This is a genomic window from Ciceribacter azotifigens (assembly GCF_048159625.1).
Taxonomy (GTDB): domain Bacteria; phylum Pseudomonadota; class Alphaproteobacteria; order Rhizobiales; family Rhizobiaceae; genus Allorhizobium; species Allorhizobium azotifigens.
In genome coordinates this window covers 102,881-127,897 of sequence record NZ_JBLQTA010000009.1, presented here as the reverse complement: position 1 = coordinate 127,897, position 25,017 = coordinate 102,881, and the positions used below count along the sequence as shown (strand labels likewise).

The window sequence follows — 25,017 nt, the reverse complement described above, 5'->3', positions numbered from 1 at the left end:
ATGACCATGGTTTCAGCCAATCCGGCACTGGTACTCGGGCCCGTTCTCTATCTCTGGGACGGCCCGAAATGGCGCGACTTCTATTTCCGCATCGCCGACGAGGCACCCGTCGGCGAGGTGGTTATCGGAGAGACGGTCTGCTCCAAGCGCCTGCATTTTACAGAGCCGCATCTCGCCGAGGTGGTGGAGCGGCTCGAGGCGGCGAGCAAGTCCGTGCGGCTTTCGACGCTGGCGCTGGTGACGATCGAGCGCGAGGCCCAGCACGTCCGCAACCTCATCCGCGACAGCGCCCATATCGTCGAGGCGAACGACCTTTCCGCGCTCGGACTTCTGGCCGGCAAGCGGCACACGGTCGGGCCACTGATCAACGTCTACAACGCCGCGACTGCGAAGCTTCTCGCCGCCCGCGGGGCGAGTTCGATCTGCCTGCCGCCGGAGCTTTCGATGGCTTCCGTAGCCGAGATCGCGGCGGGCGCCCCCGGCATCGCCTTCGAGGTCTTCGCCTTCGGCCGCATTCCGCTGGCGATTTCCGCACGCTGCGCGCACGCCCGCGCCAAGGGCCAGATCAAGGACAACTGCCAGTTCGTCTGCGGCGAGGAACCGGACGGAATGCCGGTCCGCACGCTCGACCGGCAGTCCTTCCTCGCGCTCAATGGCGTTCAGACGGTTTCCCACACCTGCCAGGCGCTGGTCGGCGAACTGCCGGATCTCGTCACCGCCGGCGTCTCGCGCTTCCGCTTGTCGCCGCAGGACTGCGACATGGCGGCGATTGCGCAGGTCTATGAGGACGCGCTTGCCGAACGGATCGACGCGGACGAGGCGGTCGCCCGGATCGGGGCAATCTATCCCGACGTGCCGCTCTCGAACGGCTTCCATCATGCGCGGGAGGGGGCCGCCTGGGTCGCAAGGGCCCGCAACACAGCCCACGGAGCGCAGACATGACGCGCGACACTTTGACGGTCATCGACAATGCCTCGCCTGCCCCGGTGCACCGGCGCGGCCTTCGCGAGGCGATCGGCCAGGTGCGCACGGTGGTGATGAACACGGCGCTCGATTGCGCCTGCCGCGAGAAGGTGGAAAGGGCGCTGACGCGGATGGAACAGATGGAGCAGCGGAAGGAGCAGAAACGCCTGCTCGCCGCCGCCCATGACCAGCAGCACAAGATCGCGGCACTGCTCGGCCTGCTCTACGATTTCGACACGATCACCAGCGTCGATCCGGATCCGAGCCTGCTTGCCGAAGCGAGCCTGCTCTTCGACGACATCGCGGCGGCTGCCGCGGACGGCTCGGCCCAGCTGCGCGAGCTGCTGAACCTCGAAAACGGCGTCGCCCCACCGGCGAGCGGCGAGGCGTAACAGGGATCTCCATCTCCAGGACGCTTCACCGGGCGAACGCGCGTCCGCCCGGCGTCCCCGAAGTCGGTCTTACATGCCGAGGAACCGCGGCAGGAAGAGCGAGATTTCCGGGATGTAGGTCACCGCGAGCAGGAAGGCCAGCATGGTGAGCAGCCAGGGCATGACGGCGACCGTCAGCTCGGTGATCCCCATCTTGGTGATGCCTGAGGCCACGTAGAGATTGAGGCCGACCGGCGGGTGGCACATGCCGACCTCCATGTTGACGACGATCATGATGCCGAAATGCACCGGATCGATGCCGAGACGCACGGCGACCGGGAAAAGGATCGGCGCCATGATCAGCACGATCGACGACGGCTCCATGAAGTTGCCGGCGGCGAGCAGCAGGATGTTGACGGCGATCAGGAACATCCACCAGTTCAGGCCCGAGTTCACCATCCATTCGCCGAGCGCCTGCGGAATGTTCTCGTGCGTCATCAAGAAGGAGAACAGGACGGCGTTGGTGATAATGTAGAGCAGCATCGCCGACATGTTGGCGGAGGACAGCAGCACCCGCGGAATATCCGAGAGCGTCAGGTCCTTGTAGACGAAGACGGCAATGAAGAAGGCATAGACGGCGCTCATCGCCGCGGCTTCGGTCGGCGTGAAGACGCCGGTGTAGATGCCACCGATGACGATGATGATCAGCAGCAGACCCCACACGGCCTTGCGGAAGGTCTGCCAGCGTTGGAGCCAGGTCGCCTTCGGCAGCCGCGGGTAGTCGTTCTTGTAGGCGCGGTACCAGGTGGTGGCCGCAAGCAGCGAGGCGAGGATGAGACCCGGGATCACGCCGGCCATGAAGAGCTCGCCGACCGATGCCGACGAAACGACCTGACCGTCGGGGCCGGTCGCCTGCATGCCCGAGGTGGCGACCGAATACATGACCATGACGATCGACGGCGGGATCAGGATGCCGAGCGCGCCGGACGTTGTGATGACGCCTGCGCCGAACTGTTTCGGGAAGCCCTGGCGGGTCATCGCCGGCAGGATCACCGAACCGATCGCCACGACGGTCGCGGGCGAGGAGCCGGACACGGCCGCGAACAGCGCGCAGGCCATGACGCCCGCAAGCCCGAGCCCGCCGTGCCAATGCCCCACCATCGACGTCGCGAAGTTGATCATGCGGCGGGCGACGCCGCCATGGGTCAGGAAGTTGCCGGCGAGGATGAAGAACGGGATCGCCATGATCTCGAACTTCTCGATGCCGGTGAAGAGCTTCAGCGCCACGGTGTCGATCGGCACCGCCGTCATCGTGAACAGGAAGGCGAGAACGGTAAGGCCGAGCGCGATCGAGATCGGCATGCCGGTCAGCATGAGGGCGATGAGCCCTCCGAAAATGAGTGTCGCGTTCATGGCTCAGTGATCCTTCGCAGTCAGCGGGCTTGCGGCAATCGCCTCGGCCTCTTCATCCATCCCGTCCACGTGTCCGTGGTCGTGGTGGGGCAGTTCTCCTGTACGGCTGAAGTTCCAGGCGACCTGCAGAAAGCGGAAGCACATGAGCGCGGAGCCGAGCGGAATTGCCAGATAGACGAGCCACATGGGTACTTCGAGGTCCGGCGAAATCGCATCCGTGTGATACATGTGGAAGACGAAGTTCGCACCGAGTGTCGCGATGACGCCGGTGAAGAAGGCGCCCGCGAGGAGGCCAAACAGGATCATGCGGCCACGATTCCTGGGTTGCATGCGGTTGATCACGACGTCGATGCCGACATGGATACCGGTACGCACACCGTAGGCGGCGCCGAACTTGGCCATCCACACGAAGAGGATAATGCAGAGCTCCTGCGCCCAGACGAGATTGACGGAACGCAGGCCGAAATAGAGCGTGCGCGAAAATCCCATCAGCCAGGGCATATCCAGGCTTCGGGACAGACTGACCGCGTCAGCGAGCAGTCCGAGGGAGTATCGGTGAACCACAGCGACGAAGATGATCCCCGTCGCCACCGCGATCAGAGTGGCGATCAGGATCTCCTCGAGCCTGTCAAGGATGCGAAGCATGAAAGGGACCTCCTCGGTCGCATCGACCGACCTCATGCGCCCGCTCGTCGGATCCGGAAAGGCCGGAACATCGATCTGTCTGGCGAGCTGCCGGGCCGTGCCGGTCACGCCCGCTTGCCGATACCCCGAAAGGCCGGACCCGCGCGGGCCGATTGTCCAGAAAAGGCGCCGCACCGTTCCGCATCGAGGGGCGGACAATGCGGCGCCGATTGTCGCTGAGGCGCGCCTTACTTGGCGACGCCGGCTTCCTGCTGCACCTGCTTGACGAGGTCGGCGCCAATACGGTCGGCCATCTCGTCGTGAACCGGCAGCAGCGCCTTGTGCCAGGCGGCGAGTTCGTCGGCGGTGAGCTCGTGGAACTCGGTGGTGCCGGCGGCCTTCATCGCTTCCAGCGCCTTATCGTTCTCTTCCTTGGCGATGCCGTTGGCGTATTCCGTCGCTTCGGTCATCGCCTTTTCGAGGTTGCCGCGGACGTCGGCCGGCAGTTCGTCCCAGAACTTCTTGTTCACGATCACCGCATAGCCGAGGTAGCCGTGGTTGGAGAGTGTCGCGTGCTTCTGCACCTCGTGCATCTTCTGCGTATACATGTTGGACGGCGGGTTCTCGGTGCCGTCGACGACGCCGGTCTGCAGCGCCTGATAGACTTCCGAGAAGGCCATGACCTGCGGAACTGCGCCGAGCGCGTTCATCTCGGCTTCCAGAACCTTGGAGGACTGGATGCGCATCTTCAGGCCGAGGAAGTCGTCAGGCGTCTTCAGCGGGCTGTTGGCGCTCATGATCTTGAAGCCGTTGTCCCAGAAGGCGAGACCCTGGATGCCCTTGGAACCGAGCAAGTCGAGCAGGCCTTTGCCGACGGGGCCGTAGGTCACCTTGTGCAGGCTGTCATAGCCGGAGAAGATGTAAGGAAGGTCGAAGACCTCGAATTCCTTGAGACCCAGCGGGCCGAACTTGGCGAGCGACGGCGCGAGCATCTGGACGGCGCCGAGCTGCAGGGCCTCGAGTTCTTCCTTGTCCTTGTAGAGCTGCGAGTTCGGGTAGACCTCGATCTTCACGGCGCCGTTCGTGTACTTCTCGGCGAGTTCCTTGAACTTGTCCGCGCCCTTGCCCTTCGGCGTATCGGGTGCGACGACGTGCGAGAAGCGGATCACGATCGGATCGGCAGCGACGGCGCCGGATGCGGCGAGCGCGAAGGCGGAAACGGAGAACGAGACTGCAGCGGCAGTCCTAAGGAAAGTGCGGCGGTCGAACATGGGATATCTCCTCCTGATATGCTCCGGGCCCACGCGAGAACTGTCCCCCCGCGTTCCACCACCCGGACTGTCGCTCTCTTAGGCCCTCGTGAAATGTGGCGCTATTGTGGATTTCCACATGGCCATGCCCGTCCGCCCGCCGGCGACAGACACGCGGATCAGCGTGAAGCCAGCGCCTCTCGACGGGCGACCGTTTCATTCGGACGTCCTGATTTTCGCGTTCTGTCAATTACTTCGCACGTTGGCAGCAGCGATCCGGCATTGCCGGAGGCCGCTTTCAGGATTACTAATTAAGCTTATCGTGATTTTCACCAGCTTGGGAGTCTCAGATGTACAGCAAGACTTTCGCCCGCACGGCGGCCACAGCCGCAATCTTCGCAGCATCGGCAATTCCGGTTCTCGCCCAGGCCGGATCCGACCCTCGGGACAGACCGTATTACTATGGCCACGGAATGATGTGGGGCGATCAGTGGGGAGGCGTTGGTATGATATTCGGGCCGATCTTCATGATTCTCATCCTGGTGGCGATCGTCGTCGGGATCATCTACGCTCTCAAGTACATGGGCGCGATCAACCTGCCTTCGAACGCGTCCGGCAGCGGCAAGGCGCTCGACCTTCTCAAGGACCGCTATGCGCGCGGCGAGATCGACCACCAGGAATTTGACGAGCGCAAGAAGCGGCTGATGGACTGAGCCCCGCGGCCTGTTTTCTGCCGAACCGTGCTCCGGCCCGTCGCCGGAGCCGAACACCGGTCATGACCGCCGCACCGCCTCCTGATGCCGGCTCCGGCGGCTGGACGCCGGTGCGCTTTTTTGTCGAAATCCCGCCGCTTTTGGCGTAGAAGTCGCGCGGGGAGGCACCAAAAGCGGCTTGACGATCTTCAGATCCAGCAGTGACGGACCCGATTCCGGTGACGGCGGCAGGCACGACCTGCTGCAGGTGATCCCGCTCGTGACCATCGTCGTGCTCACGGCGATGATTTCGCTGCTCCTCTGGGCCATCAACTACAATGAAAACGAGCGGCTGCGCACCACGCTCATCTCGGACGCGCTCTGGGTCGAACAGACGCTGCGCTTCCAGCTCTCCGTGGACGAGGATGCCATCGCGCGGCTGGCGCTCGATCATGCTCATCACCAGATCGGGCTGCCGCAGTTCGGCGACCGCGCCCGTATCCACCTGCAGAACAATCCGGAAGTCCTGAGCATCGCCCTCTTCGACGCCGAGGGCCGGCCGGTCTTCTCCGTTCCGGAAGGTGCTGCCGAGGTCGACCGGACCCCGCCGCTGCCCCAGCAGGCTGCCGCGGCTGCGAGCGTCAGGCCGATCTACGGGCCGCTCACCAAGACGGCCGACGGCGATCTCGTGACCAGCATCTCGACTGCGCTCGGGGATGGCGGCAGTGTGTCCGCGATCATATCGATCCGCTCGCTGATCGCACGCCAGATCCCCTGGTGGATCACCGAGAAATATGCCGTACAACTCGTCGACATCGACAATGTCGTGCTCGCGGAAAAGACTCGTGTCGAGCCGACCGACACGAGCCTCACCCACAAGATCAGTTTCGATCCGCCGCTCGCCGGCGCGTGGCTCGCCATATCGAGCTACCGCGTCGGCGGCAACCTCTCGAACAACCTGCTCGTCGCCGGTATTCTGGGGCTGTCGCTCTTCGCCGTCTTCTCACTCCTCGTCCTCTACCGCAACGGCCTCAAACGCCAGGCTGCTGAAATGCGGCTGCGGTCGGAGATGGCCTTCCGGCGATCGATGGAGGAAAGCCTGACCGTCGGCCTGCGCGCCCGCGACCACGACGGCAAGGTCCTCTACGTCAACAACGCCTTCTGCCAGATGACCGGCTTCACCTCCGAGGACCTGACCGGGCGCAAGCCGCCGATGCCATATTGGCGCGAGGACCGCATCGCCGAGACGCTCGCGCGCCACGAGGCGCTGAACAAGGGCGGGCTCCAGATGCAAAGCTTCGAGACCTGCTTTCGCCGCAGCGACGGCTCCGACCTCGAAGTGCAGGTCTTCGAGGCGCCGCTCGTCGATGCCCATGGCCGGCATCGCGGCTGGATGGGCTCGATCATCGATATTTCCGACCAGAAGCGGGCCGCCGAGATCGCCCGCATCCAGTCGCAGAACCTGCAGCGCACCGGCCGCCTCGTCACGCTCGGCGAGATGGCTTCCTCGCTCGCCCATGAACTCAACCAGCCGCTGGCGGCGATCGCGAGCTATGCGGCGGGCTCGCTGAACCTCTTGCAGTCGCCCGATTGCGATCACCGGCAGGTGGCCGGGGCACTCGAGAAGCTTTCGCTCCAGACCGAGCGCGCCGGCCAGATCATCCGCCGCATACAGGATTTCGTGCGCAAGCGCGACCCGCAGTTCCAGGACGTCGAGCTCGCCTCCGTCATCGTCGAGACGGCGTCCTTTCTCGAAGCCGATGCCAGCAACCACAATGCGACGATCAAGGTCGTGACGCCGAAGGGCCTGGCGCCGGTGCGGGCCGACCGCATCCTGATGGAGCAGGTGATGATCAACCTGATGCGCAACGGCATCGAGGCGATGGGGGGACCGTCGACGCGGCGCGTGCGGCTGGAGGTGGAACTCCGCCAGGAGGGTGACCAGCAGATAATCGAGGTTCGTGACAGCGGGTCGGGCATTTCGCCGACGGTGGCCGGCCGTCTTTTCGAGCCCTTCGTCACAAGCAAGCACGACGGCATGGGCATGGGCCTCAACATCTGCCGGACGATCGTAGAACTCCACCACGGGCGGCTGGAACACCGGCCGGGCCCGACTGGCGGCACGATCTTTTCGATCGTTCTGCCGGTGCCCCAACCCGAAAGGGCGGCGGCCGAATGATCACAGCGAAGCCCTTCCTGAAGGACGCCGCCGTCTATCTCGTCGACGACGATCCGGCGATCCGCGATTCCCTCGCCTTCCTCCTGATGTCCAGGCAGATGCGCGCCATTCCGTTCGAGAGCGGTGAAGCGCTGCTCGGCGCCCTGCCGCTCGAGCCCTTTTCCTGCATCATCCTCGACATGCGCATGGGCGGGCTGTCAGGGCTCGAGACCTTCAACCGGCTGAAGGCCGCCGGCTCCGAGGCGCCCGTCGTATTCCTCACCGGGCACGGCGACGTGCCGGTGGCCGTCGAGGCGCTGAAGACCGGCGCTGCCGATTTCATCGAGAAGCCCTTCAACGACAACCAACTCGTCAACACCGTCATCGCCTGTCTCGAAAAGCGCTTTGGCAAGATGGCGGAAAGCCGCCAGCGAGCCATCATCGAACAGCAACTGCAGCAGCTTTCGACCCGCGAGCTCGACGTGCTGAAGCTGTTGATGGCAGGCATGCTGAACAAGCAGATCGCGGATGCGCTTTCCATTTCCATGCGCACCGTCGAGGTCCACCGCGCCCGTATCCTCGCCAAGATGCAGGCCCGGAATGCCGTCGAACTGGCCGCCAACCTCGCCTCGCACGGCATCGAGCTCGCCTGAACCGGGCCGGCGCCTACTTGTATCCCGTCATTTCCAGATAGCCCTGTCCCTCGTGCGAGCCTGAGAAGCGGATCGGCCCTTCCCAGTAGGGAAATGAAACGGCCATCCAGGCATCGTCGTTCAGTGCTTCGGTCGTCACGTCGACGCCGTGGCCGGGAACCTGCACCCGCCAGCGAACCGGCAGGACGTGACCGGCGACCCTTGTGGTATCGAGGGGCGTGACCATGAGGTCGGAGGGACCGAGCGGCGTCGGCCGCCCGTCGGCGGAAATCCACGTGCCGGACATGTAGCCCTCGCCATTCCCGCGCAGCCGGAAGGCCATCAGTTTCTCGCCGCCGCCGAGATGCAGGGAGAACCAGTCCCAGCCGGTCTGGCCGGCGGAGAGCGGCTGCGACGACCATTCCCGGTCGAGCCAGGCCTCGCCCGTGACGGCCACCTCCCCCTCCGGCAGGATCAGCGTGCCGACAATCGTGTAGAACGGCTGCGAATAATAGTAGCTCGCCTGCCCCTCGGCCGATTTGACCGAATAGCCGCGGTCCCCCTGCGGCACGAGTGGTCCCTTCGCCTGCAGATCCATGGAGTAACGGAAATCCTTGCCCGAGGCGCCGAGCGCAAGCTGCGACAACGGGTCGGCACCGGTGGCAAGCACGTCCTTGCTCACGCGGCTTTCCATCTTCCAGTCATCGATCCATGCCGAAAAAGGCGTTAATGCCACACCCGCCTGCCCGGTGCCGCCGCGGGCGAGGCGTTCGGCGACCAAATGCCGTTCGGCCGATGTTGCCGCCGCATGTCCCATCCAGATCTGGGAAGCTTCCTTGCCGCCGGGCTCCAACGCGGAGCGGAACAGCGTCCATTGCAGCCCGAAGCTCCGCCCGTCGGCCGATTTCAGGTTCGCCGTCAGGTACCACCATTCGATGCGATAGTCGGGATGAGCGGCATGATCGCGCGGGAAAACGAGAGGCACGCCCCGCTCCGGCACGGCGAAGCCCTCGGCCTCCGTGCCGAGGCCGGCAAAGCCCTGCGCCCATGGTGATGCGGGGGGCACCGCAAGCGCTGAAAGGACGAGGAAAAGAAGGCGGACGAGGTATGGTCTAACGTTCATTGGCGAAGACCTTGAGAAGATCGGCGGGTGTCACCCTTGCGAGCCGGCGCAATGGTAGCGCAACCGAGACGAGTGCCGCAAGTCCGGCGAAGAAGGCAAGGCGCAGCCAGTCGGCCGGGAAGAGGTACATCGGCAGCCGCCAGCCGAAAGCGGCAACGTTGACGACCGAAAGCAGCACCCAGGCGAGGCCGATGCCGGCGGGAAGCGCCGCAACCAGCGTGAAGGCCGAAAGCAGCATGGTCCTCAGGAGTTCGAGCAGCACCAAACGCTTTCGCGTGAGCCCCATCGCCCAGACCGGCGCGATCTGCGCGAGGCGGATGCCGGAAAGCGTGGTGAGGCTCGCAAACATCGCCACGCCGGCAACCCCGAGAGTCAGCACGTTGAGCGCAGCCGTCACCGCGAAGGTGCGCTCGAACACCTGCAGCGAGCGCTGCTTGATCGTCGCCTGATCGAGCACATTCTGCGGCGGCAGACCGAATTCCGTCCGCAAAGCCTCGGCAAGCGCCGGCGCTTCGGCCGGCGGAAGCCTGAGGCCGAAGCGCAGCCGCGGCACCACCGGGTAATGCATGGTGAGCGCATCGATGCCGACGATCACCTGGCCGATCGGGTTGCCGTAGTCGGAATAGACGCCGGCGATCGTGACCGTCCAGCCTCCCGGCAGGGCCAGCCGGTCGCCGGGCGCGATACCGTGGCGGCGGGCGAGCTGCTCGTTGACCACCGCTGCGTCTCCGCGAGCAACGGCGTCCCAGACGCCCTGCACGGACTCGATGAGCGGCCATTTCTCCCGGTAGGTCGCATGATCGACAACGCCGTAGATTTCCGCCGGCTCGCCGAGTACCTCGCCTTCGGCATGCCAGATCGGCAGCACGGCGTCGACGCGCGGTTCGAGCCAGCTGCGCAGCGCACGCGCCTCGGCCTCCGTTCGCGCGGTCACGTAGAGCTCGGAGGCCAGCCGCTGGTCGAGCCAGCCGGTGAAGGTGAGCCGGAAGCTCGCAACCATGGTGCCGACCCCAACATTGGCGGCAAGGGCCAATAAGAGCGCCATGAGTGCCAGCGAGAGCCGTGGCAGCTGCTGGCGGGTGTCGGCCCAGAACCAGGCCGAGACCGGTCCCGACGAGAGCCTCTCGAACAGCGCAAGCAGCACCATCAGTAGCACCGGCAGCAGGAGCGCCGCGCCGAGCAGCAAGGCGCCGAGCAAGGCGAATCCGGCGAGGAGGCCCTTTCCCCAGAGGGCAAGAGCGAGTGCCACGGCAAACAGAGAAACGGCGGCGGCGGCCTGTACCCGCAACCCCGCCTCCGAGGCGCGCGCCCAGGCGCGTGGCTGGGCGGGGGCGAGAAGCGGCATGCGGGCGGCACGCCAGAGGTTCTGGCCGGCGGCGGCAAGCGTTCCGGCAACAGCGATCGCGAGCCCCGTCGCCCACCACTCCGGCCGCAGCTGCAGCGTGCCCGGCACGTCGGCACCATAGAGGCCACGGAGGGTCGCTGCGACGTCCGGCAGCAGCACCGAGGCGACGAGATAGCCGAGCGCCACGCCGACGAGCCCGGCAACCAGCGAAAAGATCGCCAGTTCGGTGACGAGCAGGATGGTCAAGGCGCTCGCCGGCAGACCCAGTGAGCGAAGCGTGCGCAGGGTCGGTCGCCGCTGCTCGAAGGCGAGACCGATCGCCGAGTAGACGATGAAGAGACCGACGACGAAAGCGAGCATGCCGAAGGCGGTAAGATTCAGGTGAAAGCTGTCGGTGAGGCGGGCGAGATCGCCCTGCGCGTCGGGCTTTCGCAGCTCCAGATCCGGTGCGATATCGGCAAGCGGCGTTCGCCCCAGAGGCTGTTCCGGAGCGACGACGAAGCGCGATATGGAATCCGTCTGCCCGAGAAGCCGTCGGGCGACACCGATATCGGTGATAACGGTTCCGGCCGGCAGATCCTCCGAGATCTCGACGGGAGGCAGCCCGTCACCGGCAAGTTGCCCTGCCGTCTCGGGATTTGCAAAGAGGAGGCCCGGCGGCGTCAGGAAGCGACGCAGTGCGTCGCCGCCGGTCACCTCCACCTGTCGCGCCTCGGCGGGGAGCGTCAGGGGATCAATGCCGATCAACCGCAGGCGCAAGGTGCCCACCCGCAACTCGCCCTCGACAAGCGGCGAGACGAGCCAGCCGCCGCGGCGCAGCGTCGCGAAACGATCGCCGGCGATCGATCCTCCGTCCTTCGACACCAACTGTTCGAGCCGGTTCTGCCCGAGCATGGCGGCAGCCCGGCCATAGCTCGCCCGCGCCTCGGCATTGATCGCCTGCACGCCGGACCAGAGTGCGGTTGCAAGTGCCAGCCCGGCGAAGAGCATGGCGAATTGGAGCGGCTGGCGCCGCCAGTGGGAAAGGAGTGCGCCCAGTCCCGCGAGCCACATCATGCGATCCGCCCGGCCTTGAGATGCACGCGGCGATCAAGCTGCGCGGCGAGCCGCTCAGAATGGGTGACCATCAGGAGAGCGGCCCCGGTTTCGGCGACCAGCGTCAGCATCAGGGCCAGCACGGCGTCGCCCGTCGGCTCATCGAGATTTCCGGTCGGCTCGTCGGCCAGCACCAGCTTCGGGCGCGCGGCAAGTGTCCGGCCGATCGCGACCCGCTGCTGTTGGCCTCCGGAAAGCTGCTCGGGATAGCGCCGCGCGAGACCGGTCAGCCCGAGCCTCTCGGTCAGTTCGGCCTGCCAGTGGGGATCATGCCGACCGGCGAGACGCGAATGAAAGGCAAGGTTCGCCGCCACATCGAGCGAGGGAATGAGGTTGAACTGCTGAAATACGAGACCGACGGTGCCGCGTCGCAAAGCGGCCCTTCCCCCGTCATCGAGCGTCGCGATCTCCTGACCTGCGACCTCGACCACACCGGAATCGGCCTTGTCGAGGCCGGCGGCGAGATGAAGGAGGGTCGACTTGCCGCTTCCCGATTCCCCGGTGAGCGCCAGCGTGCTCCCGGCATCGAGCGCGAGATCGACTTCGTGCAGGATTTCGAGCGGCCCCTCGGCCGTCATGTAGGATTTGCTGACCTTGCGCAGTCGAAGCAGCATCACGTCTCCCCTGTTCCGCGCGGAGCAGGTCCGGCGCGGCGTCAATTACATACCGCGGACGGAGACGGCCGCCAGTTCCGGTTTGGCAAGAAAATGCCCTGCAAGCGCGATGTAGCGGTCGGTCTTGCGTTCCCAGGCGGAGCGGTTCGTCGCAGATCCATAGACGAGGTGGCCGAGCGCCATGCGGGCGCGCATCGTCGCTCGGAAGGCCGAATAGAACTGGTAGAGCTCCGGCGCGACCGAGTCGTTCAAGGCTGCTCCGAGACGCGCCGAAAGCTCCTCACCGATCTCCGGTACGCCGAGGAAGGCGCACTCCATGCCGAGGAAGGCGATCTCGTCGAAAGGATCGACAAGGCGGAGCTGATAGCTGAACTCCAGGCAGTCGATGATGACGATCGGCTCAGTCAGGCAGACATGTTCCGGGCGAAGGTCACCGTGCCCCTCGACGAAGCGGCCATCGGCCACCCGCGCCTCGATGAGCGGCCTGAGCACATGCAGGCATTCATCGAGGCGGCTCAGCACATGCCGGATCGCCTCTGCGTCGACATCGAATTCCCGATGACAGAGCACCTGCCGGTTCTGCGCCTGCTGGCTCTCGAAACACTGCACATGCTCCTGCGGGGAAAGCGGCGAGCGCTCCGCCTTGCGATAGAAGTCCGCAAGCACCCGCGTCAGCCGGTCGGCGGTTATCCCGTTGGCACCGCCGGCAGCGAGCACCGCGCTCAGCATGTTTTCGGCCGGCAGACGGCGCATCCGGACAAGCCAGTCGACCGTCTCGCCGGGTCCTCCGAGCGCAAGGAGACCGTCCACCCGGCGAACCAGCGCGACGACGCCGAGATAGACATCCGGCGCCAGCCGGCGGTTCAGGCGCACTTCCTCGCGGCAATTGTGCTCGCGCGCCTCGAGCGCCGTAAAGTCGACGAAGGGAAAATGCACCGGCTTCTTGATCTTGTAGACCTCGCTGCCGACGAGAAAGACCCAGGACATATGGGTTTCTACGGCCTTCACCTCGCCCGCCGCGTCGCCGTAGGTCGCGGGATTCTTGAGCGCGTCGAGCTTTTCTTCGATCGTAACCGGCATGAGGCCTATGGCTTCCGTTCATGAAGGCATCATAATATGCGAAGGATTAGACAGGGATGCCTTGACGCGTGTCAACGTGCGTCTTGCGGAAGGCCGCCTACTGTCCTTTGATGCCGATCAAGACGGAGGCCCTGCAGACGTGACAAGGCTCAAGGCCGACGCTCACGCATGCAATGCGAGGTTATCATGACGGTGCTTGCCCAACTCGACCCCGGCCTGAAGCAGTTCTTCAACCGCATCGACAGCGCGCCCAGTCCGCGCGACGAGGTGCTCGCGACGCTTCTTGATGTGTGGAAAGACAAGCGCGCCGACCTGATCGCCCCAACGGTCGCGGCGCTCGAGCCCGCGGCACAGGCCAGCCCCCGGGCGGCCTTCATCTTTCGCCGGGCAAAGACGGCCGAGCGCGACTACGTGCTCCATGCAGGCGCCGATGCCGTCCGCCCCCTGATCGGCGACGAAGGCGACACGCGGTTGCTGTCGGATGCGGCCTTCCCACGCGGCAGCGTCCGGCTGCGCATGCTCTTCGAATTCGTCTGCCGGACGGGAGAGCCGATCTCAGCCACCTTCACGACGCACGCCGCGGACGGCGGCCGCATTGTCGCGGAAATCGTCGTCGCGCCACTCTCCGGGGACGGTCGATCGATCGATGCGGTCTTCGGCGGCGTCCTGCTGCGCCCGGTCGCCGCGGCCGCTGCGGGCCCGGCCAAGTCTGTCGCCGCAACCGCGCCCCTGCTGTTCTCCTTCGCCCGCGACATCGAGTTCGGCGGCCGGGTCGCCCGCGCAATGGGACTTGAATTGAGCCTGCTCGAAGAGCGGGAATTCGAGGACGGCGAGCACAAGGCGCGGCCGCTCGAAAGCGTGCGCGGCCGTGACGCCTTCGTCATCGCGAGCCTCAACGGTGGCGGCGGCCATTCGACCAATGACAGGCTCTGCCGGCTGCTCTTCTTCATCGCGACGCTGAAGACCAACGGCGCGAGGAGCGTGACCGCCGTCACACCCTATCTCTGCTACCTCCGGAAGGACCGCCAGACCAAGTCGCGTGATCCGCTGACCGGCCGCTACGTCGCCGAACTCATCGAGGCCATGGGCGCCGACCGCGTGATCACGATGGAAGCTCACAATGTCGCGGCCTACCAGTCGTCCTTCCGCATTCCGACGCTGCATCTCGACGCCTATGACGCTTTCGCCCGCCACACGGTAGAGAAGGTCGGCTCCGCCGAGGTCACTGTCGTCTCGCCCGATCTCGGCGGCGGCAAGCGCGCCGACAGCTTCCGCGAACGGCTGGAAAAGCAGCTCGGACGACCGGTCGGCAAGGCTTTCATGGAAAAACAGCGGAGCGCCGGCGTCGTTTCCGGCGACCTCTTCGCGGGCGACGTGAAGGATCGGGTGGCGATCATCATCGACGATCTCATCAGTTCCGGCGGAACGATGGTCAGGGTGGCCGAGGCCTGCATGGCGCGTGGTGCGAAGGAAGTTCGGCTGATCGCGACGCATGCGCTGTTTTCACAAGGAGCGGAAGAACGTCTCGCCAGAGCGCCGATCGCGGAACTGCTGATCACCGACACCGTGCAGGTCGATGCCGCCGCCTCGCCGCTTGGCGAACGGCTGGAAACCGTTTCGGTCGCGGAGACTTTCGCGGCGGCCATCACCCGCTGCCAGGTGTCTTCCGGCAACTGATCGCCCGCGATCTCAGGTCGGCGGAAGGCCCCCGCCTGGACTCGCGGCCGTTGGCTTTGCCACAGCATCCAGGCAGGCGACGACATCGGCGTCCTCGAGCTGCGGGAAATGGCGATAGTGGGCGCCGACCGCGCCGATCGGACCGAGATCTTCGAGGCAAATGACCTTTTCGGCAAGTTCCTCGAGTTCGGGAAGAAGACTTGCGGGGATCACCGGCATGGCGACGACGATATGGCGCGGGTTCTTCGCCGCGAGGCCCTTCAGGGCCGCCTTCAGCGTCGCTCCCGTCGCCACGCCATCGTCAACCACGATCGCGGTCCTGCCCCCGACCGGCACAGGCTCGCGACCCTTCAGGTAAACACCGCGGCGGCGTTCGATCTCTTCGAGCTGCTTGCGGCAGGCGGCGTCGAAATCCTTGTCCGACACCCCCGCATAGCGGATCACGTCCTCGTTGCGCACGATCTCGGGCCTGTCGCCGTCGACGATCGCGCCCATGGCGACTTCCGGCTGGAATGGAACACCGATCTTGCGCACCAGGAGAAGATCAAGTGGCAGGCCGAGCGCCCGTGCGACGGGCAGAGCTACCTCGACGCCGCCCCGCGGCAGCGCGAGCACCACGGCGTCCGTACCGCGATAGGCGGCGAGCACTGTGGCGAGCCGTTCGCCCGCCTCTTCCCGATCGGCAAAGGACATGAGGCCATCTCCCTTCGAAGAGCAGCTTGCAGGTTCCTGCGCAACCATAACGCCGCCGGCGGGCTCACCGCAATTGCGCGATCGTCGCGGCGGCTCAGCCGACCGAACCGCTGGTCTCGCCACGCCCCCAGGCTTCGGCCCAATCCATCAGGCGCAGCATGTCCCGCTTCAGCTGCTCCTGGCGGACGATCACATCCGCATGTTCGAGATTGCTGCGCGGATCGTAGAACGCCGCGATCTCCGCCCCGGCGGCGCGGCGTGCCGCCTCGAGCTGCACCTTCAGCGCGCCGACCTCGGCCTTGGTTTCAAAGTAGCGCTTCATAACCCGGATCAGGGCGACGTCGTCTTCAGAGATATCCAAGGGTTACCTCCCTCATGCTTCTTATTCGAGCGGGCTCTCTCATCCGATTCGGACGACAAAGTCACGGCGGGAATTGTGCGCCGCCAGGCGCCTCCCGAACGCCTGCCTCGTCCCCGACACGAAAGATCACGGCACTTTCGGGCAAAAAATGGGCAGAATGCGACCTGTTGCAATCCTGCACGCCTGGGAGAAAATCGTTCCTCGACACCCGGCCGCCGCTCAGTCGGCGCCGTCGGACGGGAGGCAAGTCGAGGAGACGGTGATGAGGAACAATGGTTTCGATCTCGAACGCTTCGTCGAGGCGCAGGCGCCGGTCTATGCCGACGTGCTCCGGGAGTTGCGCGAGGGCCGCAAACGGACGCACTGGATGTGGTTCGTCTTTCCGCAGCTCTCCGGCCTCGGCCACTCGCCGATGGCGCAACATTATGGCATCGCCTCGCTCGACGAAGCCCGCGCCTATCTCGACCATCCGCTGCTCGGACCTCGGCTGACGGAATGCGTCGAAGCCGTGCTCTCGCATCCGGGGCGGAGCGCGAACGCGATCTTCGGCGCACCCGACGATGCCAAGTTCCGTTCGTGCCTGACGCTCTTCCTCGCGGCGGATGCCGCGGATCACCCCTTCGGCGAGGCGCTCCGGCATTTCTACGCCAGTCCGGACCCGCGCACGCTCTCGCTTCTCAGCCGCGAGAAATAGCGGCGAGGCCGGGACGAGCTTGTTCCCCGCGTTGATCGCGACCAGGGAACGGCAAATTTCGGAAATGAGTGAAAGAAGAAATGGTACGGTTGGTGGGAATCGAACCTACGACCTCAGGTGCCACAAACCTGCGCTCTAACCAACTGAGCTACAACCGCACAACCAGCGTCCAGGGGACGTTGTAGGGGGTCACATACGAGCACTCGGCGATTTTTTCAAGCCCTTTTCGACAAGGACAAAAAAAGACCGGAGCAAAGCCCCGGCCCTTTCATTTCGGCGATGCGGATTGCCCCGGATCAGGCGACCTTCAGCGAGGACATGGCCTTGTCGGCGGCTTCCTTGCCCTGCTTGGTGACAGTCTCGGCGACCTTCTTGGCGGCTTCCTGCATGGCCTTCGCCTGCTCGACCGTCACCTCGGCCTGCTTGCGCAGGAAGGCGGTCTGCAGTTCGACGAGCTCGGCAACCGACTTCACGCCGAGCAGCGCTTCCATATGGGAAAGCGACATGTCGGCATTGGTCCGCAGGGCTTCGATGGCCTTGAGGCCGAGTTCGACAGTGCCGGCCTGCGCGGTCTGCATCGTGTTCTCGACGGTCTTGCTGGCTTCCTCGGCGGCGGTCTTCATCTTGGCGTAGGCGTCCTTCGACTGGGCGGCGCCCTTTTCGGCGAAGTCGCGGAAAGTCTCGGTGAACTTCGACGGGTCGAAAGCCGAGAAGGAGAAGACGTCGCTTTTGTTTGCATTTGCCATTTCGATGCACTCCTGTGTTGGGACGTCTAAGGCGCCCGAATGGATTGAATGTCCCTTATATAGCATCTCCCGTTGTGCATTGCAACATTTTTGTGCGATGCACAATGACCGGAACGATTAACCGTACTTTCCGAAAGCGACCTGTCGCGCTGGACCCTTGCGGCGCCGGGAGATATTAAGAATCTGTTAATTGCCGAACAACGCGGCGGTTGCTAGCTTAGGTCCATCATGCACGTTCAGCAGTACCCGTTCATCGACGTCGCCGTGCACGAGAGTGTCCGCGGGCGCTTTGCGCGCGGCGAGGCCTTGGTGCTGTTTTCCGCCGGGCTCGAGCAGGTACTCTGGGCGAACGGCGCGGGCGCGCGCTTCTTCGGCAACGGCTCCATCTACGACTTCCTCGACCAGGGACCGGACAGGAACGACCTCGCCTTTCGCCAGATCGAATCGACGGCGCGGCGGTTGCAGAAGGTCGGCGAGCAGCGCTCGCTGCTTCTTCGTCTGACCCAGGGCTTCCAGCGCATCCCCGTCCAGGCGACGGCCGAAATGGTCGAGATTCGCGCCGGAGAGCCCGTGGTCCTGCTCGCAATCCCGCCGACCGGCCGACGGCCGACCACCGACGAGTGCGCGAGCGAGATGCTGACGGGGCTCGACGACCCGGACACGCACATGGCGATGCTCGCCGCCGACGGCCGAATCGTTGCCGCCTCGCCCGCCTTTTCGGGCCTGTCTATCACGCCCCAGACCGCGAGAACGCTGGTATCGCTCGTCGATGCCGACCGCGACCGCCTGGTGAAGCGTCCGATCCCGACCGGCCGCGGCTATCTGCCGGCGGCGATCGGCAAGGTTGCTGACGACCCGGCGCTCTATCTCCTCTTCGCGGTCGAGACCATCCTCGGCAATCTCGACCCGAGCGGCGGCTTCGAGGAACCCGCAACGGAACCGCCGACCGCCGAAGAACCGCCGGTCGAGGATGCCGCAACCGCTTACGGTGCCGTGGTCGACGCGATCGGCGACATCGAGGAGATCGAGACGGCGCCCGAGGTCCTGACACCCGACGCGGAAGGCGCAGAGACGGAAGAGGCCGAGGCGGATGAAGCCGTCCCTCCCGTCGTGGACGTTTCGGAAGCACCGGCCGAAGAAGCCGTGACATCCATGGAACCACAAGCCGCGGAGGAAGGGCCGCGCGAAGAAGCGGGGCTTCCAGCTGCGGTTGAGAAGGCTGCCGCGCCCGAAGTGCATGCGGCCACGCCCGAGACGAAATCCGGCGGCGGCTTCATCTACCGTCCGAGCAATCGCGCCTCCCGCTTCGTCTGGAAGATCGACGCCGAAGGTCGTTTCAGCGAAATCTCAAAGGAATTTGCCGAAGCCGTCGGGCCGCATTCGGCGGCGATCGAAGGGTTGACCTTCGCCGAGGTCGCACAGACGTTCAACCTCGATCCCGAGGGAAAGATCGCCGACCTCCTGAAGCGCCGCGACACGTGGTCCGGGCGCACGGTTTCCTGGCCGGTGGAAGGCACGACCTTGCGTGTGCCCGTCGATCTCGCTGCGCTTCCCACCTACGACCGCAACCGCGATTTCGACGGGTTCCGCGGCTTCGGCATCGTGCGACTGGCGGACACCGTCGTCGACACCGCCGGCACCGGCCTGACGCTCGGCGCACCCTCCGACGAGGTCTCGCCGCCGGCCGGAGAACCCGCCGCAGAGACCCCAGAAGCCCCGGCAACCGCGCCACCAGAGACCTTCATCGTCGCAGAGGCCGCGGAAGTGCGGGAGGAGCCTTCCCTGCCGGAAGGCGAGCCTCCGGCGCTTCTCATCTCCGAGACACCCGGTAAACGGCATTCCGACAAGGTGGTGCAGCTCGAAGAGCGGCGCGCGCGCAGCCGCGACGGCCTCACACCGGGCGAGCAGGCGGCTTTCCGCGAGATCGCCCGGCGGCTCGAGGCGAACGGCCTGATCGGCGCCGAAGCGCCGCAACAGGAGCAAGCTCGCGCGGAGGCCGTGGAGCCGACCGTTGCCCGACCCGATCGGCCCGAGCCGCAAACCGCATTGCCGGAAACGGAAGAGATGGCGGAAGAGCAGGCCGCTGCTGTCCCAGAGAAGCCCGCGGACGCGACGCCGGACGAGCCCGCAGCGGAGATTCCGCAATCGGCGTTGGGAGCCTTGCCACGCAGCCGGCGCGATATCGGCCTTTCGCCGGATGTCATCGACCTGATGCCTGTGGCACTGCTCGTCAACGTCGGTGACCGGCTGATCCACGCCAACCCGGAATTCCTGAACCTCACTGGCTACGACTCCCTGGAAGCGCTGGGAGAGGCCGGCGGCCTCGACGCGCTGCTTCAGCGCCAGGAGCTGGAAGGCGCCGCCGAACAGGCAAGCGGCATTGTGGTGGTGCGCGCCGACGACCAGCTGGTGCCGGTCACCGCGCGCCTGCAGTCGGTGCGCTGGGAGCAGTCGAGCGCACTCCTGCTCGCTCTCATTCCCACCGAAGCTCCGGTGAAGGCCGCTCGCCCCCCCGTACAGCCGACCGTGGTCGAGCCCACGCCGAAGCCCATCGAGGAAAGCCAGGCGCTGAAGGCGGAAATCGAGGAACTGCGTTCGATCCTCGAGACGGCAACCGACGGTGTCGTCGTCCTCGGTCCCGAGGGCGACATCCGCTCGATGAACCGTGCAGCAAGCGCCCTCTTCAACTTCGACGAGGCGGAGACCCGCGGCAAACCTTTCGTGATGCTGTTTGCCCACGAGAGCCAGAAGGCGGTGCTCGACTATCTGGCGGGCCTTGCCGGTCATGGTGTCGCGAGCGTGCTCAACGACGGGCGCGAGGTGATCGGCCGCGAGGCGTCCGGCGGGTTCCTGCCGCTGTTCATGACCATCGGCAAGCTCGCCTCCTCGAACGGATACTGCGCCGTCATCCGCGATATCACGCAATGGAAGCGGACGGAGGAGGAACTGCGCAACGCCAAGCGTGCCGCCGAAACCGCCAACACCCACAAGAGCGACTTTCTCGCACGCGTCAGCCACGAAATCCGCACGCCGCTCAACGCCATTATCGGCTTCGCCGACATGATGGCCGGCGAGCGTTTCGGTCCGATCGGCCATCCGCGCTATACCGAATACGCCAACGACATCGTTCGCTCCGGCCGCCACGTGCTCGATATCGTCAATGACCTCCTCGACATCTCCAAGATCGAGGCAGGCGAGATGGAGCTCGACTTCGAAGCCGTCGGCCTGAACGAAGCCGTTGCGTCTGCCGTCTCGCTCGTCCAGCCGCAGGCGAACACGCAGCGGATCATCATCCGCACGGCGCTTTCGCAGTCCGTGCCGAACGTGGTCGCCGACCTCCGCTCGATCAAGCAGATCGTCCTCAACATCCTGGCGAATGCCATCCGCTTCACGCCCTCGGGCGGGCAGATCATCGTGTCGACCTCCTACGAGAGTAACGGCAGCGTCGTGCTGCGCATCCGCGACACCGGTATCGGCATGTCGCGCACCGAACTCGAAATGGCGATGAAGCCGTTCCGGCAGGTCGCTGCGGGCGGCCGCGGCCGCAGTGACGGCACCGGGCTCGGACTGCCGCTGACCAAGGCGATGGTCGATGCCAACCGGGCGAGCTTCGCGATCCACTCGGCGCCGAACGAAGGCACGCTCGTCGAGATCACCTTCCCCTCGCCGCGCGTCCTGGCGAACTGACGCCACACATGGCGGTAATGCCGCCGGTTCCCTTCCCTGTCCGTTTCCGCTAGATGGTCGTCGTGGGTCGCCCGTCGCGGGCGAGGCATCTGGTATCGGAGGCGAAGGGCTTGTCGGTCGAAACGTCCGAAGCAGCGACAGAATACGCGAGATCGGCGCACGGCCGGTTCGGCATTGCCTCCCTGGCGGCGATCGTCGCCGCGGTCGTCGTGGCCATGCCGATCGTCGCGATCTTCGCGATCGGTCTTGCCGACAGCGGCGACTGGCAGCACATGCTGACCAATGTGGTGCCGCGCGCGACCGGTCGCACACTCGCATTGCTTGCCGCCACCGGCGTCTTGACCGGCATTTTCGGGATCGGAGCCGCCTGGCTCGTCGCCTCCTGCGATTTCCCGCTGCGGCGGTTTCTCTCCTCGGCGCTGGTGCTGCCGCTCGCGATCCCCTCGTATCTCGCGGCCTACGCCTTCGGCGAGTTCCTCGATTTCACCGGTCCGGTACAGAGCGCCTATCGCGCGCTCTTCGGCTTCCGGTCGGCCCGCGACTACAGCTTTCCCGACATTCGCTCGCTCGGCGGGGCCGTGCTGGTGATGTCGGCGGTGCTCTACCCTTACGTCTATCTCGCCTGCCGTTCGATGTTCGTCATGCAGGGCCGGGCTGCGGCCGACGTCGCGCGCACTCTCGGCGCAGGACCGCTCAGGGTCTTCGCCCGCGTGCAAATCCCGATGGCGCGGCCGGCGATCATCGTCGGGCTGACGCTCGTCATGATGGAAACGCTGAACGACATCGGCGCGGTCGAATATCTCGGCGTCAACACGCTCACCTTCTCGATCTACGACACCTGGCTCAACCGGGGCAGCCTTTCGGGTGCGGCCCAGATCGCCTGCGTGATGCTCGTCTTCGTCGTCGGTCTTCTGGTGATCGAACGCCGCGCGCGGCGCCTGCAGCGTTTTTCGTCCAACAAGACGACGGCGGTCGTTCCCGACGCCGTGCGCCTGAAGCTCACGGATGCCCGCCGGTGGGCCGCGACAATCTTCTGCAGCATTCCGGTCCTCATCGGCTTTGTGACGCCGGTCGCCGTACTCTCGACCTTCGCACTTCGCCGCCTCGACGATTTCGCGGATGCGCGCCTCCTGAAGGCGCTCGGCCACTCGATACTGGTGTCCTCTTCGGCGGCCGTGGTAACGATCCTTCTCGCCTTCATGCTAGCCTATGCATCGCGGACCGAACGTACGATGCTGACGACGGGCGCAAGCCGCCTCGCCTCGCTCGGCTACGGCGTGCCAGGAACGATCCTCGGCATGGGCGTGCTGATCCCGTTTGCGGCAATCGACAACGCCGTCGACGGTGCGCTGCGCTCGACGTTCGGCATCTCGACGGGCTTGCTGCTATCCGGCACCGGCTTTGCCATCGTCTATGCCGCGACGGTTCGCTTCCTCACCATGGCGGAGGGGACCATCGACGCCGGTTTCCACAAACTCTCGCCGCACCTCGACATGGCGGCGCGGGCGCTCGGGCGCACCCGTTTCCAGACCCTGAAGGAAGTGCTGCTGCCGAACATGCGGCCGGCGGTACTGACCGCCGCACTCCTCGTCTTTATCGAGACGATGAAGGAGTTGTCGGCAACGATCCTGCTTCGCCCCTTCAACTTCAATACGCTCGCGACCCTCGTTTACGAGGACGCTTCGCGGGCAAAGGTGCAGGACGCTTCGGTTGCCGCGCTCATCATCATTATCGCCGGGTTGATCCCGGTCGTGCTCGTCTCTCGCTCGCTCGAAAACCGGGGCTGAGCGCCCCGGCTGCCAAAAGCGATCAGGACTTCAGCTCCGCGAGATCGGCGAAGAGGTCGAGCGCTTCCGGATTGGCGAGCGCCTCCTTGTTCTTCACCACCCGGCCATGCACGACGTCACGGACGGCGAGCTCGACGATCTTGCCGGATTTCGTCCGCGGGATGTCGGACACCGCGATCACCTTGGCCGGTACATGCCGCGGCGAAGCACCGGTGCGGATGCGGTTCTTCACCTTCTTCACCAGGTCGTCGTCGAGACTGATGCCGGCCGAGAGCCTGAGGAACAGCACGACACGCACGTCGTCTTCCCAGTCCTGTCCGATGCAAAGCGCCTCGACCACCTCGTCCAGCTGTTCGACCTGATTGTAGATCTCGGCCGTGCCGATGCGCACGCCACCCGGGTTGAGCGTGGCGTCCGAACGCCCGTGAATGATGATGCCGTCATGGCTCGTCCATTCGGCGAAATCGCCATGGCACCAGACATTGTCGAAACGCTCGAAATAAGCCGCGCGATATTTCGCCCCCTCCGGATCGTTCCAGAACATGACCGGCATCGACGGGAACGCCTTGGTGCAGACCAGTTCGCCCTTCTCGCCGCGCACCGGCTGGCCCTCGTCGTCCCAGACGTCGACGGCGAGGCCGAGCCCGGGGCCCTGGATTTCACCGCGCCAGACGGGTTTCAGCGGGTTGCCGAGAACGAAGCAGGAGACGATGTCGGTGCCGCCGGAGATCGAGGCGAGGTGGATATCGGACTTGATGCCCTCGTAGACAAAGGAGAAGCCCTCCGGCGAAAGCGGCGACCCGGTCGAGGTCATCAGCCGCAGCGACGACAGGTCGTGGGTGCTCTTCGGCGTGAAGCCTCCCTTGCGCACAGCATCGATGTATTTGGCGGACGTGCCGAAGATCGCGAATTTCTCTGCCTGCGCGTAGTCGAAGAGAACATTGCCGTCAGGATAGAAAGGAGAACCGTCGTAGAGGCAGAGGGTGGCGCCCGACGCGAGGCCGGAAACGAGCCAGTTCCACATCATCCAGCCGCAGGTGGTGAAGTAGAAGAACTTATCGCCGGTACGGAGACCGCAATGGAAGCGCTGCTCCTTCAGGTGCTGCAGGAGCGTCCCGCCGGAGGAATGCACGATGCATTTCGGAATACCGGTCGTGCCGGAAGAAAAGAGGATATAGAGCGGATGGGAGAACGGCAGCCGCACGTACTCGACGGTCTTTGCCTGATAGGATGCCATGAAGCCCGCAAGCGTGCTGCCGTCCGGAAGGGAGGCCGCGAGCGCATCCGCGTCACCGGCATAGGGCACGACGAGAACCGGGCAACCGAGCCTCTCGGCAACCGCCCGCACCTTTTCGGCGACGTCCTGCTTCTTGCCGTTGTACCAATATCCGTCGCAGCAGATGAAGAGCTTCGGTTCGATCTGGCCGAAGCGGTCGAGCACGCCCTGCTCGCCGAAATCCGGGGAACAGGATGACCAGATCGCCCCGATGGACGCAGCGGCCAGCATCAGCGCCACCGTCTCCGGCATGTTTGGCATCATCGCGGCGATCCGGTCGCCTTCTCCGATCCCGAGAGCCCGGTAGGCCTGCTGCAGACGCGAAACCGTCGACCGCAACCTGTCCCAGGACCAGCGGTCTTCCGCCTTGTCTTCACCACGGAAGACCAAGGCGTCGCCTTCTCCGGCGAGAGGCAGCAGGTTCTCGGCGAAATTGAGCCGGGCATCAGGAAAGAACCGGGCTGCGAGCATGTCGTCGCCGTCGACGAGCGGGCGCTCCCCCTTCTCGCCCTTGACGTCGCAGTAATCCCAGACGGCCGACCAGAAAGCGCCGCGGTCCGCGATCGACCAGTCGTAGAAAGCATCGTAATCGCGGAAATCACGTCCCGTGCGTTCACCGCACCATTGCATGAATTGATAAAGCGGGGTCGACTTTCGGAATTCCTCAGACGGCGACCAAAGCGGCATTTCCTGTTGCATGGCGTCCTCCTCACGTCCTTTGCCTGTATAGCAGTTT

General features: G+C 65.1%; 20 protein-coding genes and 1 tRNA gene. 9 read left to right on the top strand and 12 right to left on the bottom strand.

Translation table 11 applies throughout. From position 1 onward, the window contains the following. Positions 1-6: 6 nt before the first annotated feature. Positions 7-942 carry a ubiquinone anaerobic biosynthesis protein UbiV gene (gene ubiV / locus ACM6UT_RS14500; protein ID WP_416798088.1) on the top strand — a complete coding sequence of 312 codons (936 nt, stop codon included), beginning with the start codon at positions 7-9 and terminating at the stop codon, positions 940-942. Then, on the top strand, positions 939-1,355 hold the full coding sequence (locus ACM6UT_RS14495; RefSeq protein ID WP_416798049.1) for a hypothetical protein: 417 nt from the start codon (positions 939-941) through the stop codon (positions 1,353-1,355). Before ubiV ends, ACM6UT_RS14495 begins: the two co-directional genes overlap by 4 nt. A gap of 69 nt (positions 1,356-1,424) precedes the next feature. Here the strand turns inward: ACM6UT_RS14495 and ACM6UT_RS14490 are convergent, their stop codons facing one another. The 3 genes from ACM6UT_RS14490 to ACM6UT_RS14480 all read right to left on the bottom strand — a co-directional run bounded on the left by ACM6UT_RS14490 (position 1,425) and on the right by ACM6UT_RS14480 (position 4,642). After that, the gene (locus ACM6UT_RS14490) at positions 1,425-2,747 is read right to left on the bottom strand and encodes a TRAP transporter large permease (protein WP_416798048.1); all 1,323 of its coding nucleotides are present in this window, start codon (positions 2,745-2,747) and stop codon (positions 1,425-1,427) included. Positions 2,748-2,750: 3 nt separating this feature from the next. Then, positions 2,751-3,392, bottom strand: coding sequence for a TRAP transporter small permease (locus ACM6UT_RS14485; RefSeq protein WP_416798047.1), 642 nt, complete (start codon positions 3,390-3,392; stop codon positions 2,751-2,753). A gap of 227 nt (positions 3,393-3,619) precedes the next feature. Then, entirely contained in the window at positions 3,620-4,642 is a 1,023-nt protein-coding gene (locus tag ACM6UT_RS14480; protein WP_416798046.1) for a TRAP transporter substrate-binding protein, read from the bottom strand. 329 nt (positions 4,643-4,971) lie between these two features. Between ACM6UT_RS14480 and ACM6UT_RS14475 the strand changes: the two genes are divergently transcribed. The 3 genes from ACM6UT_RS14475 to ACM6UT_RS14465 all read left to right on the top strand — a co-directional run bounded on the left by ACM6UT_RS14475 (position 4,972) and on the right by ACM6UT_RS14465 (position 8,124). Then, entirely contained in the window at positions 4,972-5,334 is a 363-nt protein-coding gene (locus tag ACM6UT_RS14475) for an SHOCT domain-containing protein (RefSeq protein WP_416798045.1), read from the top strand. 178 nt (positions 5,335-5,512) lie between these two features. Then, positions 5,513-7,492: a two-component system sensor histidine kinase NtrB gene (locus ACM6UT_RS14470; protein WP_416798044.1), complete on the top strand. Its 1,980-nt coding sequence runs from the start codon at positions 5,513-5,515 to the stop codon at positions 7,490-7,492. Next, a complete protein-coding gene (locus ACM6UT_RS14465) occupies positions 7,489-8,124 on the top strand; it encodes a response regulator transcription factor (protein ID WP_416798043.1) in 636 nt (211 codons plus the stop codon). Before ACM6UT_RS14470 ends, ACM6UT_RS14465 begins: the two co-directional genes overlap by 4 nt. Positions 8,125-8,137: 13 nt before the next feature. Here the strand turns inward: ACM6UT_RS14465 and ACM6UT_RS14460 are convergent, their stop codons facing one another. From ACM6UT_RS14460 to ACM6UT_RS14445, 4 genes are read right to left on the bottom strand one after another with little or no spacing between them, the layout of a single operon-like run. Then, positions 8,138-9,226 (bottom strand): lipocalin-like domain-containing protein, encoded by a 1,089-nt coding sequence (locus tag ACM6UT_RS14460; protein ID WP_416798042.1) that lies wholly within the window; start codon positions 9,224-9,226, stop codon positions 8,138-8,140. Next, entirely contained in the window at positions 9,216-11,624 is a 2,409-nt protein-coding gene (locus ACM6UT_RS14455; protein WP_416798087.1) for an ABC transporter permease, read from the bottom strand. The genes ACM6UT_RS14460 and ACM6UT_RS14455 overlap by 11 nt, the downstream gene beginning before the upstream one ends. Continuing rightward, the gene (locus ACM6UT_RS14450) at positions 11,624-12,280 is read right to left on the bottom strand and encodes an ABC transporter ATP-binding protein (RefSeq protein ID WP_416798041.1); all 657 of its coding nucleotides are present in this window, start codon (positions 12,278-12,280) and stop codon (positions 11,624-11,626) included. Before ACM6UT_RS14450 ends, ACM6UT_RS14455 begins: the two co-directional genes overlap by 1 nt. A 45-nt stretch (positions 12,281-12,325) precedes the next feature. Further along, positions 12,326-13,360: a hypothetical protein gene (locus ACM6UT_RS14445; protein ID WP_416798040.1), complete on the bottom strand. Its 1,035-nt coding sequence runs from the start codon at positions 13,358-13,360 to the stop codon at positions 12,326-12,328. A gap of 186 nt (positions 13,361-13,546) precedes the next feature. On the opposite strand from ACM6UT_RS14445, the gene ACM6UT_RS14440 reads away from it, so the two are divergent. Further along, positions 13,547-15,037 (top strand): ribose-phosphate diphosphokinase, encoded by a 1,491-nt coding sequence (locus ACM6UT_RS14440; RefSeq protein ID WP_416798039.1) that lies wholly within the window; start codon positions 13,547-13,549, stop codon positions 15,035-15,037. Positions 15,038-15,049: 12 nt separating this feature from the next. Here the strand turns inward: ACM6UT_RS14440 and ACM6UT_RS14435 are convergent, their stop codons facing one another. Both ACM6UT_RS14435 and ACM6UT_RS14430 read right to left on the bottom strand, forming a co-directional pair. After that, positions 15,050-15,730, bottom strand: coding sequence for a phosphoribosyltransferase (locus ACM6UT_RS14435; protein WP_416798038.1), 681 nt, complete (start codon positions 15,728-15,730; stop codon positions 15,050-15,052). 94 nt (positions 15,731-15,824) lie between these two features. Next, entirely contained in the window at positions 15,825-16,091 is a 267-nt protein-coding gene (locus ACM6UT_RS14430; protein ID WP_416798037.1) for a hypothetical protein, read from the bottom strand. A gap of 262 nt (positions 16,092-16,353) precedes the next feature. Between ACM6UT_RS14430 and ACM6UT_RS14425 the strand changes: the two genes are divergently transcribed. Then, the gene (locus ACM6UT_RS14425; RefSeq protein WP_416798036.1) at positions 16,354-16,785 is read left to right on the top strand and encodes a DUF1810 domain-containing protein; all 432 of its coding nucleotides are present in this window, start codon (positions 16,354-16,356) and stop codon (positions 16,783-16,785) included. A gap of 81 nt (positions 16,786-16,866) precedes the next feature. Here the strand turns inward: ACM6UT_RS14425 and ACM6UT_RS14420 are convergent. Further along, a tRNA-His gene (locus ACM6UT_RS14420) sits at positions 16,867-16,943 on the bottom strand. Positions 16,944-17,081: 138 nt separating this feature from the next. Then, complete coding sequence (locus ACM6UT_RS14415; protein WP_114362562.1) at positions 17,082-17,531, bottom strand: phasin; 450 nt, start codon at positions 17,529-17,531, stop codon at positions 17,082-17,084. 228 nt (positions 17,532-17,759) lie between these two features. Between ACM6UT_RS14415 and ACM6UT_RS14410 the strand changes: the two genes are divergently transcribed. Both ACM6UT_RS14410 and ACM6UT_RS14405 read left to right on the top strand, forming a co-directional pair. Continuing rightward, the gene (locus tag ACM6UT_RS14410) at positions 17,760-21,218 is read left to right on the top strand and encodes an ATP-binding protein (RefSeq protein ID WP_416798035.1); all 3,459 of its coding nucleotides are present in this window, start codon (positions 17,760-17,762) and stop codon (positions 21,216-21,218) included. A gap of 215 nt (positions 21,219-21,433) precedes the next feature. Further along, positions 21,434-23,005, top strand: coding sequence for an ABC transporter permease (locus ACM6UT_RS14405; protein WP_416798086.1), 1,572 nt, complete (start codon positions 21,434-21,436; stop codon positions 23,003-23,005). A gap of 22 nt (positions 23,006-23,027) precedes the next feature. On the opposite strand, the gene ACM6UT_RS14400 is transcribed toward ACM6UT_RS14405, so the two are convergent. Next, positions 23,028-24,980, bottom strand: coding sequence for an acetoacetate--CoA ligase (locus ACM6UT_RS14400; protein WP_416798034.1), 1,953 nt, complete (start codon positions 24,978-24,980; stop codon positions 23,028-23,030). Between the last annotated feature and the right edge of the window lie 37 nt (positions 24,981-25,017).

Bases quoted from the DNA above. Each gene is read 5' to 3' on its own strand.
- ubiV (WP_416798088.1), top strand. From the start codon at position 7: ATGGTTTCAGCCAATCCGGCACTGGTACTCGGGCCCGTTCTCTATCTC.
- ACM6UT_RS14410 (WP_416798035.1), top strand. From the start codon at position 17,760: ATGCACGTTCAGCAGTACCCGTTCATCGACGTCGCCGTGCACGAGAGT.
- ACM6UT_RS14495 (WP_416798049.1), top strand. From the start codon at position 939: ATGACGCGCGACACTTTGACGGTCATCGACAATGCCTCGCCTGCCCCG.
- ACM6UT_RS14465 (WP_416798043.1), top strand. From the start codon at position 7,489: ATGATCACAGCGAAGCCCTTCCTGAAGGACGCCGCCGTCTATCTCGTC.
- ACM6UT_RS14475 (WP_416798045.1), top strand. From the start codon at position 4,972: ATGTACAGCAAGACTTTCGCCCGCACGGCGGCCACAGCCGCAATCTTC.
- ACM6UT_RS14435 (WP_416798038.1), bottom strand. From the start codon at position 15,730: ATGTCCTTTGCCGATCGGGAAGAGGCGGGCGAACGGCTCGCCACAGTG.
- ACM6UT_RS14480 (WP_416798046.1), bottom strand. From the start codon at position 4,642: ATGTTCGACCGCCGCACTTTCCTTAGGACTGCCGCTGCAGTCTCGTTC.
- ACM6UT_RS14440 (WP_416798039.1), top strand. From the start codon at position 13,547: ATGACGGTGCTTGCCCAACTCGACCCCGGCCTGAAGCAGTTCTTCAAC.
- ACM6UT_RS14460 (WP_416798042.1), bottom strand. From the start codon at position 9,226: ATGAACGTTAGACCATACCTCGTCCGCCTTCTTTTCCTCGTCCTTTCA.
- ACM6UT_RS14450 (WP_416798041.1), bottom strand. From the start codon at position 12,280: ATGCTGCTTCGACTGCGCAAGGTCAGCAAATCCTACATGACGGCCGAG.
- ACM6UT_RS14455 (WP_416798087.1), bottom strand. From the start codon at position 11,624: ATGTGGCTCGCGGGACTGGGCGCACTCCTTTCCCACTGGCGGCGCCAG.
- ACM6UT_RS14405 (WP_416798086.1), top strand. From the start codon at position 21,434: ATGCCGATCGTCGCGATCTTCGCGATCGGTCTTGCCGACAGCGGCGAC.
- ACM6UT_RS14425 (WP_416798036.1), top strand. From the start codon at position 16,354: ATGAGGAACAATGGTTTCGATCTCGAACGCTTCGTCGAGGCGCAGGCG.
- ACM6UT_RS14445 (WP_416798040.1), bottom strand. From the start codon at position 13,360: ATGCCGGTTACGATCGAAGAAAAGCTCGACGCGCTCAAGAATCCCGCG.
- ACM6UT_RS14490 (WP_416798048.1), bottom strand. From the start codon at position 2,747: ATGAACGCGACACTCATTTTCGGAGGGCTCATCGCCCTCATGCTGACC.
- ACM6UT_RS14400 (WP_416798034.1), bottom strand. From the start codon at position 24,980: ATGCAACAGGAAATGCCGCTTTGGTCGCCGTCTGAGGAATTCCGAAAG.
- ACM6UT_RS14415 (WP_114362562.1), bottom strand. From the start codon at position 17,531: ATGGCAAATGCAAACAAAAGCGACGTCTTCTCCTTCTCGGCTTTCGAC.
- ACM6UT_RS14485 (WP_416798047.1), bottom strand. From the start codon at position 3,392: ATGCTTCGCATCCTTGACAGGCTCGAGGAGATCCTGATCGCCACTCTG.